Annotated in this window: 20 protein-coding genes; 13 read left to right on the forward strand and 7 right to left on the reverse strand. The window is 42.4% G+C overall.

Annotation, left to right across the window (positions count from 1 at the left end; translation table 11 throughout):
* Nucleotides 1-105 precede the first annotated feature (105 nt).
* The gene (locus tag CRO17_RS04765) at nucleotides 106-738 is read left to right on the forward strand and encodes a nuclear transport factor 2 family protein (protein WP_179636836.1); all 633 of its coding nucleotides are present in this window, start codon (nucleotides 106-108) and stop codon (nucleotides 736-738) included.
* Between the two features lie 153 nt (nucleotides 739-891).
* The gene (murB, locus tag CRO17_RS04770; protein WP_097039761.1) at nucleotides 892-1,815 is read left to right on the forward strand and encodes a UDP-N-acetylmuramate dehydrogenase; all 924 of its coding nucleotides are present in this window, start codon (nucleotides 892-894) and stop codon (nucleotides 1,813-1,815) included.
* Nucleotides 1,816-1,861: 46 nt separating this feature from the next.
* Here murB and CRO17_RS04775 read toward each other — a convergent pair whose 3' ends face one another.
* The 4 genes from CRO17_RS04775 to CRO17_RS04790 form a co-directional block, all read right to left on the reverse strand.
* A complete protein-coding gene (locus CRO17_RS04775; RefSeq protein WP_097039764.1) occupies nucleotides 1,862-2,830 on the reverse strand; it encodes a sodium:calcium antiporter in 969 nt (322 codons plus the stop codon).
* Nucleotides 2,831-2,964: 134 nt separating this feature from the next.
* Complete coding sequence (gene katA, locus CRO17_RS04780) at nucleotides 2,965-4,422, reverse strand: catalase KatA (RefSeq protein WP_097039767.1); 1,458 nt, start codon at nucleotides 4,420-4,422, stop codon at nucleotides 2,965-2,967.
* A 550-nt stretch (nucleotides 4,423-4,972) separates the two neighbouring features.
* Nucleotides 4,973-5,401 carry a BrxA/BrxB family bacilliredoxin gene (locus tag CRO17_RS04785; protein WP_097039769.1) on the reverse strand — a complete coding sequence of 143 codons (429 nt, stop codon included), beginning with the start codon at nucleotides 5,399-5,401 and terminating at the stop codon, nucleotides 4,973-4,975.
* A gap of 3 nt (nucleotides 5,402-5,404) precedes the next feature.
* Nucleotides 5,405-6,529, reverse strand: a complete 1,125-nt coding sequence (locus CRO17_RS04790; RefSeq protein WP_097039771.1) for a conserved virulence factor C family protein — start codon at nucleotides 6,527-6,529, stop codon at nucleotides 5,405-5,407.
* A 231-nt stretch (nucleotides 6,530-6,760) separates the two neighbouring features.
* On the opposite strand from CRO17_RS04790, the gene CRO17_RS04795 reads away from it, so the two are divergent.
* The 6 genes from CRO17_RS04795 (at nucleotide 6,761) to CRO17_RS04815 (ending at nucleotide 9,590) form a co-directional block, all read left to right on the forward strand.
* The gene (locus CRO17_RS04795; RefSeq protein ID WP_097039772.1) at nucleotides 6,761-7,381 is read left to right on the forward strand and encodes a DedA family protein; all 621 of its coding nucleotides are present in this window, start codon (nucleotides 6,761-6,763) and stop codon (nucleotides 7,379-7,381) included.
* A 12-nt stretch (nucleotides 7,382-7,393) separates the two neighbouring features.
* Nucleotides 7,394-8,251, forward strand: coding sequence for an undecaprenyl-diphosphate phosphatase (locus CRO17_RS04800; protein WP_097039774.1), 858 nt, complete (start codon nucleotides 7,394-7,396; stop codon nucleotides 8,249-8,251).
* An 85-nt stretch (nucleotides 8,252-8,336) separates the two neighbouring features.
* A complete protein-coding gene (locus CRO17_RS17440; RefSeq protein ID WP_179636838.1) occupies nucleotides 8,337-8,510 on the forward strand; it encodes a hypothetical protein in 174 nt (57 codons plus the stop codon).
* On the forward strand, nucleotides 8,507-8,728 hold the full coding sequence (locus tag CRO17_RS04805) for an alpha/beta-type small acid-soluble spore protein (RefSeq protein ID WP_097039776.1): 222 nt from the start codon (nucleotides 8,507-8,509) through the stop codon (nucleotides 8,726-8,728). Before CRO17_RS17440 ends, CRO17_RS04805 begins: the two co-directional genes overlap by 4 nt.
* Nucleotides 8,729-8,741: 13 nt before the next feature.
* Nucleotides 8,742-8,909: a YfhD family protein gene (locus CRO17_RS04810; RefSeq protein WP_097039778.1), complete on the forward strand. Its 168-nt coding sequence runs from the start codon at nucleotides 8,742-8,744 to the stop codon at nucleotides 8,907-8,909.
* A gap of 66 nt (nucleotides 8,910-8,975) precedes the next feature.
* Nucleotides 8,976-9,590, forward strand: a complete 615-nt coding sequence (locus tag CRO17_RS04815) for a spore coat protein (RefSeq protein WP_245864603.1) — start codon at nucleotides 8,976-8,978, stop codon at nucleotides 9,588-9,590.
* A gap of 39 nt (nucleotides 9,591-9,629) precedes the next feature.
* On the opposite strand, the gene tlp is transcribed toward CRO17_RS04815, so the two are convergent.
* A complete protein-coding gene (tlp, locus tag CRO17_RS04820) occupies nucleotides 9,630-9,863 on the reverse strand; it encodes a small acid-soluble spore protein Tlp (RefSeq protein ID WP_097039780.1) in 234 nt (77 codons plus the stop codon).
* A 56-nt stretch (nucleotides 9,864-9,919) separates the two neighbouring features.
* Complete coding sequence (locus tag CRO17_RS04825; protein WP_097039782.1) at nucleotides 9,920-10,654, reverse strand: YqcI/YcgG family protein; 735 nt, start codon at nucleotides 10,652-10,654, stop codon at nucleotides 9,920-9,922.
* 166 nt (nucleotides 10,655-10,820) lie between these two features.
* Here CRO17_RS04825 and CRO17_RS04830 point away from each other — a divergent pair, with 166 nt between their 5' ends.
* From CRO17_RS04830 to CRO17_RS04845, 4 genes are all read left to right on the forward strand, one after another.
* Nucleotides 10,821-11,771, forward strand: a complete 951-nt coding sequence (locus CRO17_RS04830) for an ABC transporter permease (RefSeq protein ID WP_097039783.1) — start codon at nucleotides 10,821-10,823, stop codon at nucleotides 11,769-11,771.
* A complete protein-coding gene (locus tag CRO17_RS04835) occupies nucleotides 11,764-12,714 on the forward strand; it encodes an iron chelate uptake ABC transporter family permease subunit (RefSeq protein ID WP_097039785.1) in 951 nt (316 codons plus the stop codon). The genes CRO17_RS04830 and CRO17_RS04835 overlap by 8 nt, the downstream gene beginning before the upstream one ends.
* Complete coding sequence (locus CRO17_RS04840; protein WP_097039787.1) at nucleotides 12,711-13,466, forward strand: iron ABC transporter ATP-binding protein; 756 nt, start codon at nucleotides 12,711-12,713, stop codon at nucleotides 13,464-13,466. Before CRO17_RS04835 ends, CRO17_RS04840 begins: the two co-directional genes overlap by 4 nt.
* Nucleotides 13,467-13,561: 95 nt before the next feature.
* Nucleotides 13,562-14,503 (forward strand): siderophore ABC transporter substrate-binding protein, encoded by a 942-nt coding sequence (locus CRO17_RS04845; RefSeq protein ID WP_097039788.1) that lies wholly within the window; start codon nucleotides 13,562-13,564, stop codon nucleotides 14,501-14,503.
* A 41-nt stretch (nucleotides 14,504-14,544) separates the two neighbouring features.
* Here the strand turns inward: CRO17_RS04845 and CRO17_RS04850 are convergent, their stop codons facing one another.
* Nucleotides 14,545-15,612 carry a nitric oxide synthase oxygenase gene (locus tag CRO17_RS04850; RefSeq protein ID WP_097039790.1) on the reverse strand — a complete coding sequence of 356 codons (1,068 nt, stop codon included), beginning with the start codon at nucleotides 15,610-15,612 and terminating at the stop codon, nucleotides 14,545-14,547.
* A gap of 136 nt (nucleotides 15,613-15,748) precedes the next feature.
* Between CRO17_RS04850 and CRO17_RS04855 the strand changes: the two genes are divergently transcribed.
* Nucleotides 15,749-16,813 (forward strand): methyl-accepting chemotaxis protein, encoded by a 1,065-nt coding sequence (locus CRO17_RS04855; RefSeq protein ID WP_097039792.1) that lies wholly within the window; start codon nucleotides 15,749-15,751, stop codon nucleotides 16,811-16,813.
* Nucleotides 16,814-16,817 lie beyond the last annotated feature (4 nt).

Genomic DNA, 16,817 nt, shown 5'->3' on the forward strand with positions numbered 1-16,817 from the left:
GGCTTCCTAAACGAGAGACATCAAGATACAATTGTAATAATCGTTTATTTCCGCAGAGAGACGGTGAACCTCTGTATGAGGGAACATAGAATGGAGTGCAAGCGAATGAATCAAACAGTTATAACATTAACGACAGGAGAAAAGATTTATACACTCGCATCGGAAGAGCAGATACTGCAGCAAATCACCACTAACCAAGGGCTGATGAACAAAGCTTTTGTGGTGATAGGAGATGTACATATTGCAACAGCGCATATAGTAAAAATTGAAGGTCCAAAACAGATACAGGATGAGGATGAATTTGCTGTCCATCTTCCGGAAAAGACCGAACAAGCTGAAGCAATAAACGAAACAGCACAAACAGAGAAAAAGGAGGATATTCTAAAGCAAATAGAATTGCTGGAGCAGGAGCTGCGAGAAGCAATGCAAACAAGAGATATCTTTGCTTTGGATACACTTTTGCACGATGACCTTGTATTTGTTAATCATGAAGGAATCTATATAACGAAAGAGATGGATTTAGAAGCACATCGGTCACTTGCTGTACGTTTTACCAAAGTTTCTTGTTCTGATCTGCAGATAAAACCAACGAAGGATGGTGCGGTAACCATTTCTAAGATTCGTTTAGAGGGGCAAGAAGGAGAAGCGAAAATCGAAGGTGATTTCATTTATACACGTGTGTGGCAGCTGGTAGGTGAAGAATATCAAGTTATCGCTGGTCATTGTACAAAGCTTTAAATTATATCCATTGCTGCGAGCAATGCATAAACTATAGGTGTCTGGCCTAACGGGTAAATAAGAGCATTGTCACGTATGTGAAATGTGGTATACAATAAAAGTTAGGGCACGCTGATATAGAAGCGGCTTAATACAGTTATGAGGGATTAAACGATGAATGTAATGACATTGGAAAAAGACATAAAGCAATTTGTAGAAGCGAAAGATGTTTTGGTTGGAGCCCCGCTTGCTGATTACACATACACCAAGGTTGGCGGTAAGGCGGATGTGCTAGTATTTCCAAAAAGCTACTCCGAGATAGAAAAAGTGGTTGCTTATACAAAAGAGCACAACATACCATTAACGATTCTTGGAAACGCCTCAAATGTTATCATTCAAGATGGCGGATTGCGCGGAGTGGTCTTGATCTTAACAGGATTAGATGAAGTGAAAGTGGAGGGAAACCGGATAACAGCACAGTCCGGTGCAGCTATTATTGACGTTAGCAGAACTGCTCATGATGCCAGTTTGACTGGTTTAGAGTTTGCTTGCGGTATTCCAGGTTCCGTAGGCGGAGCATTGTACATGAATGCGGGTGCTTACGGCGGGGAAGTGAAAGATGTGCTGGAGCAAGTGGTCGTTATTACGGATGCAGGAGACCGAAAGGTGATGACGCGCGACGAATTGGAGCTCAGCTACCGTACAAGTATCTTGCAGAAAAATAACTTTATCGCTGTCGAAGCAACCTTCTTATTAGCAGAAGGGGAGCAAACGGCAATTAAGGCTAAGATGGATGAGCTAACGTATTTGCGCGAATCCAAGCAGCCGCTTGAATATCCTTCTTGCGGCAGTGTCTTCCAGCGCCCTCCGGGACATTTTGCCGGAAAATTGATTATGGATGCAGACCTGCAATTGACGCGTATTGGCGGAGTAGAAGTATCAGGGAAGCATGCTGGCTTTATGGTGAATGTAGACAACGGAACTGCAACAGATTATATTAATTTGATTGGCCATGTACAAAAGACAGTAAAAGAAAAGTTCGGTGTTAGTTTGCAGCGTGAAGTGCGAATCATTGGCGATGCACCAGGACATGAATAATAAAAGAGAAGCTCATGGATTTCATTCGGTGAGCTTCTCTTTTTAATTAACCTGCAAGAATTAGATATCCAATTGTCCCCATGTAACAGATCACGACCAGCAAGCTAGGCAGAGAATAGGTAAGGGTAGATCGAGAACGTTTGCGCATAAGAATTAACATGGCGATAGCGGTCAGAACAAAGCCAATGACGGCAATCAGCATGACGTTGTTGCTGGTGTCCTGCCAAACGCTCCCTTCTGTATACACAATATCAGCTAATGCAATGACCGCAATATTGAATAAGTTGCTGCCAAAGATTGTTCCGACAGCGAGATTGCTGTTTCCCAGCTTTAGTGCAGTATACACGCTTACGGCATCTGGAAGAGAGGTCGCAGCAGCGATTAAGATACTTCCGACAATAGTAGCGCTAATACCAGTAGAGGCGGCTAAGGCATCACCAGAGATAGTTAAGACACTGCCGACAATGAGAATCATGACAGCGAATAAAAAGAAACGGAACTTTGCTTGAGAAAGTGATTCTTCTTTTTCTTGTGCTTCATTTGGTTCATTATCTATGTTTTTCTTTGATGTAATATACATACCAACAACGTAAATGATAACAATGATAAAGCTAGGTATACTGACGTTAAATAAGGTATAGCTGTGGGTGACAGCTAATGCAGCAATGGCAGCGATACAAAGTGTTAGGGCAATCGTACCTGTATAAAGATGCTGTTTGCTTACTTGCAAAAATAACCGTTTGCTGCGAAAATGCAGATCGAATAGAAACAAAACAAATAAGTTAAATAATAAACTGCCGAGTCCGTTTCCGACAGCAATATCCGGGCTATTAATAAGACCTGCGCTTAATGTTGCAGTTAATTCTGGTAAGGAAGTACCAACTGCGAGCAGTACAGAACCAGTTAAAAAACCATTCATTTTGGATTTTCGGCTGATTGTATCGGCGTGATTGGATAGATGGATTGCAGCGTATACAGATAGTGCTGCAGCTATAATGAAAATTGCAGCTAGCAATAGAGGTGAAATAGGTCATCTTCCTTTCTGCTAAAAAAGCATTCCACTTCTACTACCCTTAAAAGATGAACTATTAACAATTTTTTTGGTTTTTTCATAAAAAAGAGGCCAGGACAATATGTCCTGACCTTCTTTCAATTAGCAGTTACAGTCGGGATGCTGATACCAAGACCATCAGCGACGCGCTGTCCCCATTCTTTGTCCGCTTTGTAGATATGACCTACTTCGCGTTCAAGGATTTCTTTTCTTGTTACAGGTTTCATTGCATCAACGAAGTTTTGTACAAGACGTGTTTTTTCATCTTCTGTCATAAGACGGTACAAATCTCCTGGCTGTGTGTAATGGTCGTTTTCATCATAGCCAACACTATCTGCTTCTCCAGAAACTTCAAATGGTGCAATTTTACTTGATGGATCTTCTTTAGGGCCGTTCAAGCTGTTCGGCTCATAATAAACCCCGCTGCCGCCATTGTTATCAAAACGCATTTGACCATCGCGCTGGTAGTTGTTTACTTCATTACGCGCACGGTTGATTGGAAGTGCTTGGTGGTTAGCGCCTACACGATAACGATGAGCGTCATGATAAGCGAACAAACGTCCTTGCAGCATTTTATCTGGTGATACATCAATACCAGGTACAAGTGTTCCCGGAGAGAATGTAGCTTGTTCTACTTCTGCAAAGTAATTCTCTGGGTTGCGGTTCAATACCATACGGCCAACTTCTATTAGCGGATAATCTTTTTGCGACCATACTTTTGTTACGTCGAATGGATCGAAGCGATATGTATTCGCATCTTCCAACGGCATGATTTGAACGTATAGTTTCCACTCAGGGAAATCACCATTCTCAATTGCATTGAAAAGATCTTCTGTATGGTAGTCAGGATGCTCACCGGCAATTTTCGCAGCAACAGCAGGATCCATGTTTTTTACGCCTTGCTGTGTTTTGAAGTGATACTTCACCCAGTAACCTTCGCCTTTTTCGTTAACCCATTTGAATGTATGAGAACCGAAACCGTGCATATTACGCAATGTTGCCGGAATACCGCGGTCAGACATAAGAATTGTTACCTGGTGCAAGCTTTCAGGAGAAAGAGACCAGAAATCCCATACCGCATCCGGATTTTTCAAGTGCGTTTGCGGATGTCTTTTTTGTGTATGAATGAAGTCAGGGAACTTGATTGCATCGCGGATAAAGAATACAGGTGTATTGTTCCCAACTAGATCATAGTTTCCTTCTTCTGTGTAGAATTTAACAGCGAAACCGCGCGGGTCACGAACTGTATCAGCAGAACCTAGTTCACCAGCTACTGTAGAGAAGCGAATGAACATATCTGTTTTCTTCCCAACTTCAGAAAGAAAAGCTGCTTTTGTATATTTAGAAACATCGTTAGTGACTTCGAAATAACCGTGTGCGCCAGCACCTTTTGCGTGTACCACACGTTCCGGAACACGTTCCCGGTTAAAGTGTGCCAGTTTTTCAAGTAGGTGTACGTCTTGGATCAGTGTCGGTCCGCGAGATCCAGCGGTTAATGAATTCTGGTTATCTCCAACTGGAGCTCCCCAGCTAGTAGTTAATCTTTTGTCTGTCAAGAAAAATCACCTCAGAAATTAAGTAGTTTGTGAATCTATTTTTATAATAACATCTTTTTATTAGAAATCAATACTTAATTATAATAATTATAAACTTGTTAATATTATTGATTAAAAAAGGGCAAGACAGCTATTCGCCATCTTGCCCTCGTTCCTATATGATATCGTTTACATATTAGTTTATAAAGAAGCTGCCCAAGTAAGCAGAGCGCACCCAAGTATGCTGCCGCTAATCATCAAGTTTGTTTTCCACATTGGTACCCCTCCTTTGATATATTTATTTTAACAAAAGTTGAAAAGGCTTTCAATATTAAAATAACAAAATTAATTAAAAAAGGCAGGTGAGGTTTGTTTTTAACAAATGTCATGAGAGATTACGAGAAAATAAGAATGATTAGATATGAGGAGAATTATTTGTACAGGGAAGAGGAATCAAATGACCGTTTATCGGAGCAGCAGACTAACGCACTTGTTTTAATGTAAAAAGCCGACCAGTTCACACAGAACTGGCCGGCCATTTCAATGGCAGCGATATTTTTACCGCTGCTTTTTACAAATTATTATTATAAGCAGTTGTCAGATTCTCAACGATCTCTTCTACGTCATAGCCTTCAATTTGTTCACGCGGAACGAAATGGACTAATTTGCCGTCCTGCATCAAGGCAACGGATGGAGATGAAGGAGGCTGATCGGTAAAATATTCACGCATTTTCTCAGTTGCTTCTTTATCTTGTCCAGCAAAGACAGTGACCAAATGGTCTGGTCTTTTCTCATTTTGCAATGATTCACGAACCGCCGGGCGCGCAAGACCGGCTGCACATCCGCAGACAGAGTTGACGACAACGAGCGTGCTGCCTTTCGCTTGCGCTGTGTATTCCTCAACTTGTTCCGCAGTAGTCAGTTCCTGAAAGCCTGCTTGGGTGAGTTCATCCCGCATTGGCTGGACAATTCCGCGCATGTATTCTTCGTATGCATTCATTATTTATTCCTCCTTTTGTTTCGCGGCCTCTGTCATCTGTTTCCAGACAGAACCTTTTGCTACCTCGCCGCCGGCAATTCGCTCAATTGCCATGCTGAGCTGCAGCTTCACTTCGAACTCCGTTTCTTGCCGGGCTGCTTTTTCAAGCATCGGCAGACTATCTGCATCACCAAGTTCATAAAGGAACATGGCTCCGCGCCAGCGAACAATCCGGTTTGCATCAGCAAGTGTTGCTTCCATAGCCGGAGTGGCTTCTTTAAAGCCCAAGTCAGATAAACAGTCACCTGCTGTACGTCTAACTGTGACAACCTTATCGCGCAGAGCGCGGTAAAGTAATGGAAGGACAGCCTTATCCTCTATCATGCCTAGATAAGCAGTGGCAAGTCTGCGAATAGACGCTTTCGGATCTTGCAAGGCTCTGTCCAAAAATGCCAGATGCTCCAAGTCTGGTACAAGAGCATCCAGTGCCCGGTAGCGTACACGCCAATCATCCTCTTCCCAAATCGCCATCGTCGGCTGCGGGCGTGAGGGAAGCGGAGCTTGGGGGTTGCGTGCACGTGTTACGAGCTCTTGCAGTCTTTCTGTGCTATAGCTCGCCTGCAGTTCCTCATAGATATCCTGTCCAACTTGTTGTGGCTCGCCGTAACGTGGATATTGCTCTTCCCATTTACGAGCAAAAACAATATTGTCATCTCCAGCAGCTTTCATCGCAGCTTCGGTAAAATGCGCAGGAAGCCCGATTCGCTTTTCTTGCCCATCGAAAAGCAGCTTGATTTGCATTGGTACACCGTAAATTGTCTGGATATGCACATCAACTTGTCCATAATGTAAATCTGGCTCGCTTGTTATTGATTCCGTCTCCTGACTTTCTTCTCCAAATACTTCTCTAACAGAAGGAAGTATCGTTTCCCAAGCTTTTTTTGGATCCCTCTCCAAAGCCAGAAAGTCTGCTACGCGGTAAATGCCTGTCACGCCATCGATTTGGAACAGCGCTTGTATATATGCGGGGTCATCGGTTGAAACGGTATGGTGTTTGTAATCCATACTTTTGCCCATTGGCAGCATCTCGTCCACGACAATCTTCATCGAGTAAGGACTCGGGGTAGGCTCGATGGTCACGATTTTCATTTTATTCCCCCTTATAAGTGATCTTTTTCTTCTTATTGACTATATCACAGACTCAGCAGCAGGTGCGACAATACTGCATTAGGACTAGAGACGGATATAAATTAAGTCTCTGTTTCTAATAACCTGTTAACAGCAGTCTGCTAGAATGTTATTAATCCGTAAATAATTCCACTTTTTTGTGCATAGAATGCTATAATGATTTGGAAAATAATTTACGTTTGGAGTTGTGAAATGGATAATTGGATAACGCAGTTTATGGAGCAATTCGGTTATTTTGCTATCGTATTGCTGATGGCAGGCGAAAACGTTTTTCCGCCGATTCCATCTGAGATCATCCTGCTGTTCGGCGGCTTCCTGACAACCACTTCAGCTAGTGTCACAGTAGTTGGTGTAATTATTGCAGCGACAATCGGTGCAGTAATCGGAGCTGTCATCCTATACGGTATCGGGCTTCTCTTAGATGTGGAACGTCTGGAGAAAATCGTTGATCGCTGGGGACATATTTTACGAATTAAAAAAGAAGACATACATAAAGCGGATGCTTGGTTCGATAAGTATGGGGTATGGACAATTTTCCTTTGCCGTTTCGTTCCGGTCATCCGGAGTTTAATCTCTATTCCGGCTGGCATGTCCAATATGAATTTTGGCCTGTTTTTGATATTCACGACATTAGGTACGCTCATTTGGAATACGGTATTAGTATTGCTCGGTATGTGGCTTGGAGAGTCTTGGTCAAAAGTGGAAACCTATTTAGGCTACTACCAAGATGTTGTTATCATTGTACTGGCAATATTGTTCGTTCTATTTGTTATTTGGTTTATCAAACGTAATAAGAAGAAAAAAAGTAGCTAGAGGAGAAGTAGCATGAGTTTTATTGAGTTTATTTCAGCCTTTATTATGGGGCTGGTTGAAGGATTGACGGAGTTTGCCCCAGTTTCATCGACAGGTCATTTGATTATTGTTGATGATATGTGGCTGAAGATTCACGAATTGTTTAATGATGAGGTTGCCAATACCTTCATAATTGTCATTCAGCTTGGTTCTATATTGGCGTCTGTCATCGTCTTTTGGGACAAGTTTATGCAGATTTTAGGTATCCGGAAGCTGCAAGGTAAAGAAGAAAAGCTGCCAGGTCAAAAGAATAAGTTCAATTTGGGCATGGTCATTGTAGGGCTGCTTCCAGCTGGTGTTCTTGGTCTTTTGTTTGATGATTTGATCGACAAGTATTTGTTTTCTGTATGGTACGTTATCATTGCATTGGTTGTTGGTGCTTTCTTGATGATCTATGCAGACCGTGTATCATCGAAGAAAACAGAAACAATTGATTCCTTGGATGGTTTAACGTATAAGAAAGCATTCTTAATCGGCTTATTTCAATGTATCGCTTTGTGGCCTGGTTTCTCCCGTTCAGGTGCAACGATTTCGGGTGGTGTTATCCTCGGATTAAACCACCGCATAGCTTCAGACTTTACATTTATTATGGCTGTGCCGATTATGGCAGGCGCCAGTCTCGTTTCCTTGCGTAATCACTTGCACGCTTTTACACCTGATGTGATACCATTTTTTATCGTCGGATTTATCAGTGCATTTCTGTTCGCATTGATTGCCATCCGTACTTTCCTTAAAATAATCTCGAAATACAAACTTGTTCCGTTCGCTTTCTACCGTATCGGTTTAGCGATTGTAATTTTAATCTTTTTGATCATCAATGGACCCCTGTAATCAGGGGTCTTTTTTTTGGCTAGAAGTGCCTTTCATATTATGAGACATATAGCAGAAACTAATGCAGAAAGGAGGAGGAACAATCATGAAAAAGCAGAAGCATCGCGTGGATGGCGGTCTATGGATTGATGATACGTATCAGCCAGGCATGGAAGAAGGACTTACAGCAAACCGTGACGAAAAAAATCCAAAAAAGCATGTGCAAGCGGATTATGAAGGAGATATAGGAGATAAAAATACGTTAGGGCATTATCGATGACAAGACGCAATCGAATTCTCGTACCAGGAGCCCGCAAAGGATTGGATGAATTGAAGCACAAGATCATTCGCGAGGCAAACGAGCCTTACCGTGCGGAACAGGCGGAGGATTTAGGCAACAAAACAAGCAGGGAAAATGGTAAAACAGGCGGTAGTATTGGCGGCAGCATGGTCCGTGAAATGGTACGAATGGCTGAAGAAAATCTAAAGCATCGATAAGGAGGAAAAACGCATGAACGAGAACGACAAATCGTTGGAAAATTATTATATGCGGTATACCGACTTAGATGGGGATGGGAAAGATATTTCCTTTTCTCAGGAAGAAGCAGACGTTGATGATTTGGAAGCGCAATCTCGGTCTGATGCAGCTGATGCACGTGTTGCAAAAAGGCATAAATAACCGGTTATAAGAGCTCGCACCTCAGCCATACTAACAGAGCACGACATTCTTAAGGGGGTCTTTACTTTGGAAAACAACATGCAGACAGCACAAACAAACCAGCCGACTACTTTGCATGGCAGACAGAACCATGGGGGTCATGAAATTTATGATACACATGAAATCCTGACTGGGATGATTGGTCTTATTGATCAGTATACGATCTATGAACAATTTATCCAGGATCCTGAGTTAAAAACCATTGCTCAAAACCAGAGTAATTTCTTGAAGCAAACGTATAACACGATGGTTGAATCCTTCAAAACAGGACAAGACCCGACTGTTCCAACTACTTCATATAAGATGCAGCAAAGTAATGATGTTGTATACGGACTGACGCCTTCTCAGCCGAAAAAACCGATCACATCTGCTAATGAAGTTACCGATCAGTGTGTTTCTACGTACATGCTTTGCCAGGCAAAAGGTCTTGCATCCATGAGTGCGCAAAGTGCTTGTGAAATCACCAACCCTGTATTAAGAAGGGTCGTAGCAGATTCTGTGCCAAACTTAATCGAAATGAGCTATGAGATATTCTTGTATCAAAATAAACACCATTATTACCAGGTAGCACAATTGCAGCCGAGTGATATGGCAGCGTTGCTGCAGAGTTATGATACAATTCCAATTAATCAAATGCATTAAGTGTGCTTAAAAGGTCCGCCATTCCGGCGGACCTTTTGCTTAATGTTCTTTTCGCAGCTGATAATTTGCTTCTTCTTTCAATTCACTTCGCAAGCTATCTACAGCTGCAGCACGACGATCATTTTTCTCCTTTAAGAAGGAAATTTCTTCATCCGTCAAATGCTCGCTATTTGCTTTAACGAAGTCTTCCGTTTGATGCACGTTTTGCAGCGTATGCTGGATTGTATCTTCAATTCGTTCCGCATTGTCTGCACGGTTGTCCGGTTTTGGCATAGAGATAAACCTCCTTTTCAAGCAGATACCAACTAGTATCCGCTATCTAAAAAAAGTTATGTATGCCTTAATTCCTTATGATGAAAGGGGCATTTACCGTGGTCGGGTTCGGCGTTGTCGCCGATGAAATATTGCTTCCATTCTCGATGCTCACGATCGCCGAAATGTCCGATATCAGGATGTTTTGGCAGCTGATCCCAACTTTCAACACGCTCCCGAACCGATCCTCTGGATTTTACACCTGCTGGCTTATCCCCTTCAAGTCCGTCAAAGATACTGCGTGGCTGCAAACCGATAACAAGAGAGGGACCCAAGTCACGTGTAATGCGCTGTTTGTATGCCGGCGTATTGCCGAACAGAAAGTAAGCTTCTCCGCCTATATGATAGTCAAACAAAAAGTGATCAGGATGACGCGGACGCTCAGCCGGCCAAGGAACATCATCGACCTCATGCAGCTGCTGCAGGAAGCGCCAGAAATAATCTTGGTAATAAGCTAAGTCTTGTTCTTGCTTCTCCGGTTCAAAGAATAAGAACAATCCGCGCCGCACCTGCTTCTCCTGTGTGTGCATTAAATGGGTGAAATCATTGATAACGTTAAGTGCGCCTTCCCAGTCATCATGAGGGATGAATCCATAGCGCAGATCACCTTTTTTTTGAGCGGCAATACCAAAATAGCAAGGAAAATCTTTTTTACCTACTGTTTCAGCGAATGGCAGGTAGGCGTCTAATGCCCAGTTTGGAAGCTCTTTATTGTCAGCATGGATATCTTTTTTCTCAAACAGGTGTAACATGTGAACGCTCCTTTGTTGTGTGAAAGAATATGAACGGTAATATTGAAATATTGAAACGATTCCCAAACACCTATTGACGTTGCTAATCTCATTCACTATACTAAAATGAGAATCTAATTGATAATGAATATCAGTATCACAGATGCTGCCGAAGAGGTTGTCGCGTATGAAGTTAATGTATTTAGTAATTGTTACCGTTCTATTAGCTGGTTGTTCCCTTTTTGTTGGCGTAGAAAACGTCACATTTTCTGGACTTTGGAACAGGGAAGCAGAAGCCTGGAATATTGTTATGATCAGCCGGCTGCCCCGAATGCTCAGTATTGTCATGGCAGGGGTAAGCTTAGGGATTTGCGGTTTGATTATGCAGCAGCTGACTCAAAATAAATTTGTATCTCCTACAACAGCTGGAACAATGGATTGGGCCAGATTAGGTATTCTTGTTTCCTTGCTTTTCTTTACGGATGCAAGTCCTATTTTAAAGATGTGCATCGCTGCCGCTTTTGCACTGTTCGGCACGCTGCTGTTTATGGGAATTCTTCAAAGACTGAAGCAAAAGGATACCATTTTTATCCCCTTGGTCGGTATTATGCTGGGAAATGTAGTCAGTTCCATTGCCACGTTCTTTGCACTCAAATTTGACCTGGTACAGAACATGTCATCTTGGCTGCAAGGAGATTTCTCCTTAATTATGGAAGGGCGCTATGAATTGCTATACATAAGTGTTCCGCTTCTCATTCTTGCGTTCCTGTTCGCTAATATGTTCACTGTTGCTGGAATGGGAGAAGATTTTGCTACCAATCTAGGATTGCCTTACAAATATGTAGTGAATATTGGATTGATTATCGTAGCAATCATCACATCAGTAGTTATCCTGACTGTGGGCGTCATTCCGTTTCTCGGATTGATTGTACCGAATATCGTCAGCATGTACCGCGGGGATCATTTGAAGAAGAGCATTTGGCATACTGGGGTTCTAGGGGCGTTATTCCTGCTCGTGTGCGATATCGCAGGACGCATTATTATCTATCCGTACGAAATATCTGTTGGGCTTATGGTAGGGGTTATCGGAACAGGGATTTTCCTTTATATGCTGCTAAGGAGAAACGCCTATGCTTAAGCGAAAGATCTTTATACTAACCCTTGTCGCTTTGTTATTGGCCGGACTGTACTTATTCATCCATATGAACTTCCAAGCAATGGAGTATTTGCTGCGAACACGACTTGAGAAGATTTTGGCTATGGTTTTATGCGCAGTTTCTATCGGCGTTTCAACAGTTGTCTTCCAGACGTTAACGCATAACCGAATCTTAACACCTAGTATTATGGGACTTGATAGTGTCTATATGTTTATCCAGACAATTGTTGTCTTCCTGTTTGGATCAGGAACATTTGTTATTATGCAGAGTGATGCGTATTTCTTCCTAACTATTCTGCTTATGGTCGGGTTTGCCTTTGGGCTTTACCAGCTGTTGTTCCGCAGGGGGCATAATAATTTATTCTTGCTCTTGCTGGTCGGTCTTGTGCTAGGAACATTTTTCAGCAGTTTATCCTCATTCATGCAGATGATTATCGACCCGAATGAGTTTCTATTAATACAAGACAAGATGTTTGCCAGCTTCACGAACGTAAATACCGATTTACTGCTTCTTTCAACCGTTATTATTGCAGTGTTATGTGTATACATATTCCGTTATCGCCACTATTTCGATGTCATGTCAATCGGCAGAGATCATGCAGTGAACCTAGGTGTACCGTACGAAAAGATTGTAAAACGGATGTTTCTTGTCATTGCAGTACTGGTAGCTGTATCGACAGCGTTAGTTGGTCCGATTACATTCTTAGGTCTGCTGACGGCAAACTTAGCCCGGGAGTTTCTGCAGACATTCCGGCATACCTATCTGCTGGCAGCAGCAAGTTTACTCAGTATTATTGCTTTACTCGGCGGACAGCTGATTGTGGAGAGGGTGTTCTCCTTTTCAACACCGATTAGCGTCATTATCAATTTTGTCGGCGGGGTCTACTTCATTTATCTACTAATAAAGGAGAGTAAAAAGATATGATCGTAGCAGAAAAGCTTTCAAAGTATTTTGGTTCTAAAAAAGTAATTCAAGATGTATCGGTTGAGGTGCAGCGTGGTGCGATCACTTCTTTTATCGGACCAAATGGAGCGGGGAAAAGTACGTTGCTTTCTATGGTCAGCCGTCTGTTGAAGCAAGATGATGGTATCGTCTACCTAGATGGTAAGAATGTACATAAACAAAAGAGCAAGGACTTGGCGAAGACGATTGCTATTCTTCGGCAGTCGAATGTTGTACAAATGAAATTGACTGTACGTGAGTTAGTCAGCTTCGGCCGATTTCCTTATTCAAGCGGAAAACTGACGCAGGCAGATGAACAGAAGATAAGCGAAGCAATCGCCTATGTGAATCTTGAAGAATTGGAAGATAAGTACTTGAATGAGCTGAGCGGCGGTCAGAGACAGCGTGCATTCATCGCGATGGTCCTGGCACAGGATACAGATTATATTCTGCTGGATGAACCACTTAATAATTTGGATATGAAGCATGCAGTCCAAATGATGAAATTGCTTCGGAAGTTAGTAGAAGATTTCGGTAAGACAATCCTTCTTGTTATCCACGACATCAATTTCGCTTCTGTTTATTCGGATCGAATTGTGGCGATGAAAGATGGCAGTATTATAGCGGAGGGGCCAACCGACGATATTATCCAGTCTGATGTATTGAAGTCAATCTATGATTTGGATATCGATGTGCACAACATAAGCTGCAATCGAATCTGTGTTTATTTCTAATCATCTGACAGGTAAAGGGGTGATGCCGTTATGAAGCTAGCAGTCTTACTTAACCAGAAAAGCATCTACTACACAACAAAAGGAGAAATTATATAATGAAGAAACTGACATTGTTAATGACTGGTCTATTGTTTGTCTTGCTGCTTGCAGCATGCGGAAGTAACTCGGATACTGCCAGCGGTGCAGATGAAAAAGAAGAAAAGCTGACAATTGAGCATGAACTTGGTACAACAGAAGTTGCGAAGAATCCCGAGAAGATTGTTACGTTCGATATGGGAGCTTTGGATACATTAGACAAACTAGGCGTTGATGTAACAGGTGTTCCCCAGCAAACGCTGCCGGACTATCTATCTAAGTACAGCGGGAGTGACTACGAAAATATCGGTGGCTTAAAAGAACCAGACCTAGAAAAAATAGCAGAAATTAACCCGGATGTTATCTTCATCTCCGGTCGTCAAAGTGATTATTACGAGCAGCTTAGTGAGTTGGCTCCGACAATATTTATCGGAATTGATACAACAGACTACATGAACTCATTCAAGAAGAATACAGAAACGATTGCACAAATCGTAGGGAAAGAAGAAGAAGCCAAAACCGCACTAACTGAAGTGGATGATGCGATTGCGGACCTAAAGGCGAAAGCGGAAAGCATGGATGGAAAAGCATTAATTACACTTGTTAATGACGGTAGTGTCAGTGCTTACGGTAAAGCATCTCGTTTCGGTGTAATCCATGATGTTTACGGTGTGCCGACTGTAGACGAAACAATTGAATCTTCCACGCACGGTCAGTCTGTTGGTTTTGAATACATTTCTGAAAAGAACCCAGATTATCTATTTGTTGTAGATCGTGGAGCAGTTGTAGGTAAAGGTGCATCATCTGCAGAAAAGGTATTGGATAATGAATTAGTTAATAGCACAACTGCAGCGAAAGAAAACCAAATCACGTACTTAGATCCAGGATACTGGTATCTATCCGGCGGCGGTTTGGAATCTGAAATGGAAAAAGTAAAAGAAATCTCCGACGCTTTGAAATAAGACAAGCAAAAGAGCGCAAATGCGATTGCATTGCGCTCTTTTCAATAGGCATCGTCTTGATAGAAATAATTTGGTTTAACGATACTATTGGAATAAGGCTTGTGGAATATATGAGTGGCAGCTGGTGACATTGGCGGGATAAGCCAACTCCACATTCCAGTCACATCACGTCCGGCTTTTTGTTCTTGTTTTTCAAAGTGTGCAAATTGCTTTGCAGCTGTATGGTGATCGACAATCGTAACACCTGCATCTTGAAAGGATTGCAGAACAGCACTATTCAATTCGACTAAAGCGCGGTCTTTCCATAGAGAAGAAGCGCGTGTTTGGTCAAGGTGGAGAAGTTCTGCTACTTTCGGAAGCATGTTATACCGGTCTTCATCTGCTAAATTCCGTGCTCCAATTTCGGTTCCCATATACCAGCCGTTGAAAGGTGCTGCGTTATAAGTGATTCCTCCAATTTCCAATTTCATATCTGACACAATCGGAACTGCATACCAACGTATATCAAGTTCTTTAAAAGCAGGATAAGCTTCATGTTCAATGTTAACTTCTTTTATAATTGAGGCTGGTATTTCCTTTAACACAGGCTTTTGAGCTCCAGCTTGTACAACGAGCGGCAGTATGTCAAAAGCAGTTCCTTTTCCTTCCCAGCCAAGATCTCTGCATACAGAGGTAAATCGAATGGAAGCAGGATCTCCGACAACTCCATTTTCTGTTTCATACCCGGCATAGCGAAGTAATTGATGGTTCCATACACGAATGTTTGCAGCGGGAGAGAAAATCGTGATCATTGGCCGAACTTTTCCGTTATTTGTTGCTTGTTCAATGTGCTGGAACAGCTGTTCAATAATTTGGTTTGGATCTGTGATGTGACGAGCATCTTGTACATGAAGTCCATTCCAAAATAAGCGGCCGATACAACGGTTTGCATTTCGCCAAGCCATTCTCGCTCCATGTTCTATTTCTTCTATTGTATGGGTATAGGTAGAGGTTGCTTGTATCTCCTGTTTGATTTCTGACAAACGCATGTCTAGCGCCTGAAAAGATTTGCCGAGTTCTTGGTAGCACGCTTGGATGAAAGCTGCTGCTTCTTCTAATAATATTTGCATAGGCTGCTGCCTCCTTATTCAGCAGTAGTATAGCATGTGATTCGCAATTAGATGCTTTTTGGAGAAAAATGCAGAAAAAGGTTCATAGAATACTGTTCTTAGCCGATAGTAAATAAGAGGGGAAAGGGGAGCGAATATGAATAAACAACTTGTAGTGAGTATGTGGATCGCAGGCTATCTATATGCAGCTTTTTTGTTTTTACAAAATGAAAGGGTTTTCTTTCTTGGTTTATGGGTGAATCTAATTATTGGCCTTCTCCTGGCAGGCGGAAGTGCAGTAATTTTACTTTTACATAGAAGGAACTCACCGGAAGAAGTACCAGCAGTTATTGCCAATGAGCCCGTACAGGAAGAGATAGCAGCGGTACTCGAGCCAGCTATCGAAACGGCAGACAATATGGAAACGTCTCTAATAGAGCAGACGAAAGATTCCTTGTGTCAAATTGTAACCGCTTTAGAAGAAGTTACAATCGGATCTGAGAACCAATCGCATTCTTCTGCTGAGCTGGCAGCTGCGATGCAGAAATTTGCAGAGAATATTATGATGGTCGCCTTAAAAGGGGAAGATGCGAAACGAGTTGCGGCTGAAATGCATGCGTTAACAAAAGAAGGAGCTTCCCATATGGAGGACTCCGTGTTTCATATGAATACAATAGCTGACAAGATTACTTTTTCTTTTGACAAGGTGAGAGGATTGAATGATAAAACAGATCAAATCAGCACATTGCTCAAAACAATTAAAGAGATTGCAGAACAGACGAATTTATTAGCGTTGAATGCTGCCATCGAAGCAGCGCGCGCGGGGGATCAAGGGCGTGGGTTCGCTGTAGTGGCGGATGAAGTGCGTAAGTTATCTGATCAAGTACGGATTGCTGTGAGTGATATTACTAGTGTGTTTCAAGCTATTCAGACAGAATCCAAAGCTGCAGTTGAGGCACTGGGCGAAGGTAATACCGCCGCAGCGGCTGGATCTGAAAAGGTAGTAACAACTCAACGAACATTTGCGGAGCTGCAAAACGAGATTCTTATCACAAGTGAGCAGGTGGAGGAGATAGCTGCAGCCATGTATGAGGTGCTTGATAATACCCGCGGTATAACAGACAGCATCAACAGTATTGTAACGGTCGCTGAACAGAATGCTGCTAGTATGCAAGAAGTCACCGCAATTACACAAGATATACAACAGAAGTTTTATCAGTAAAAAA

Origin of the sequence: Terribacillus aidingensis, assembly GCF_900215625.1 — a bacterium.
GTDB classification, from domain to species: domain Bacteria; phylum Bacillota; class Bacilli; order Bacillales; family Amphibacillaceae; genus Terribacillus; species Terribacillus aidingensis.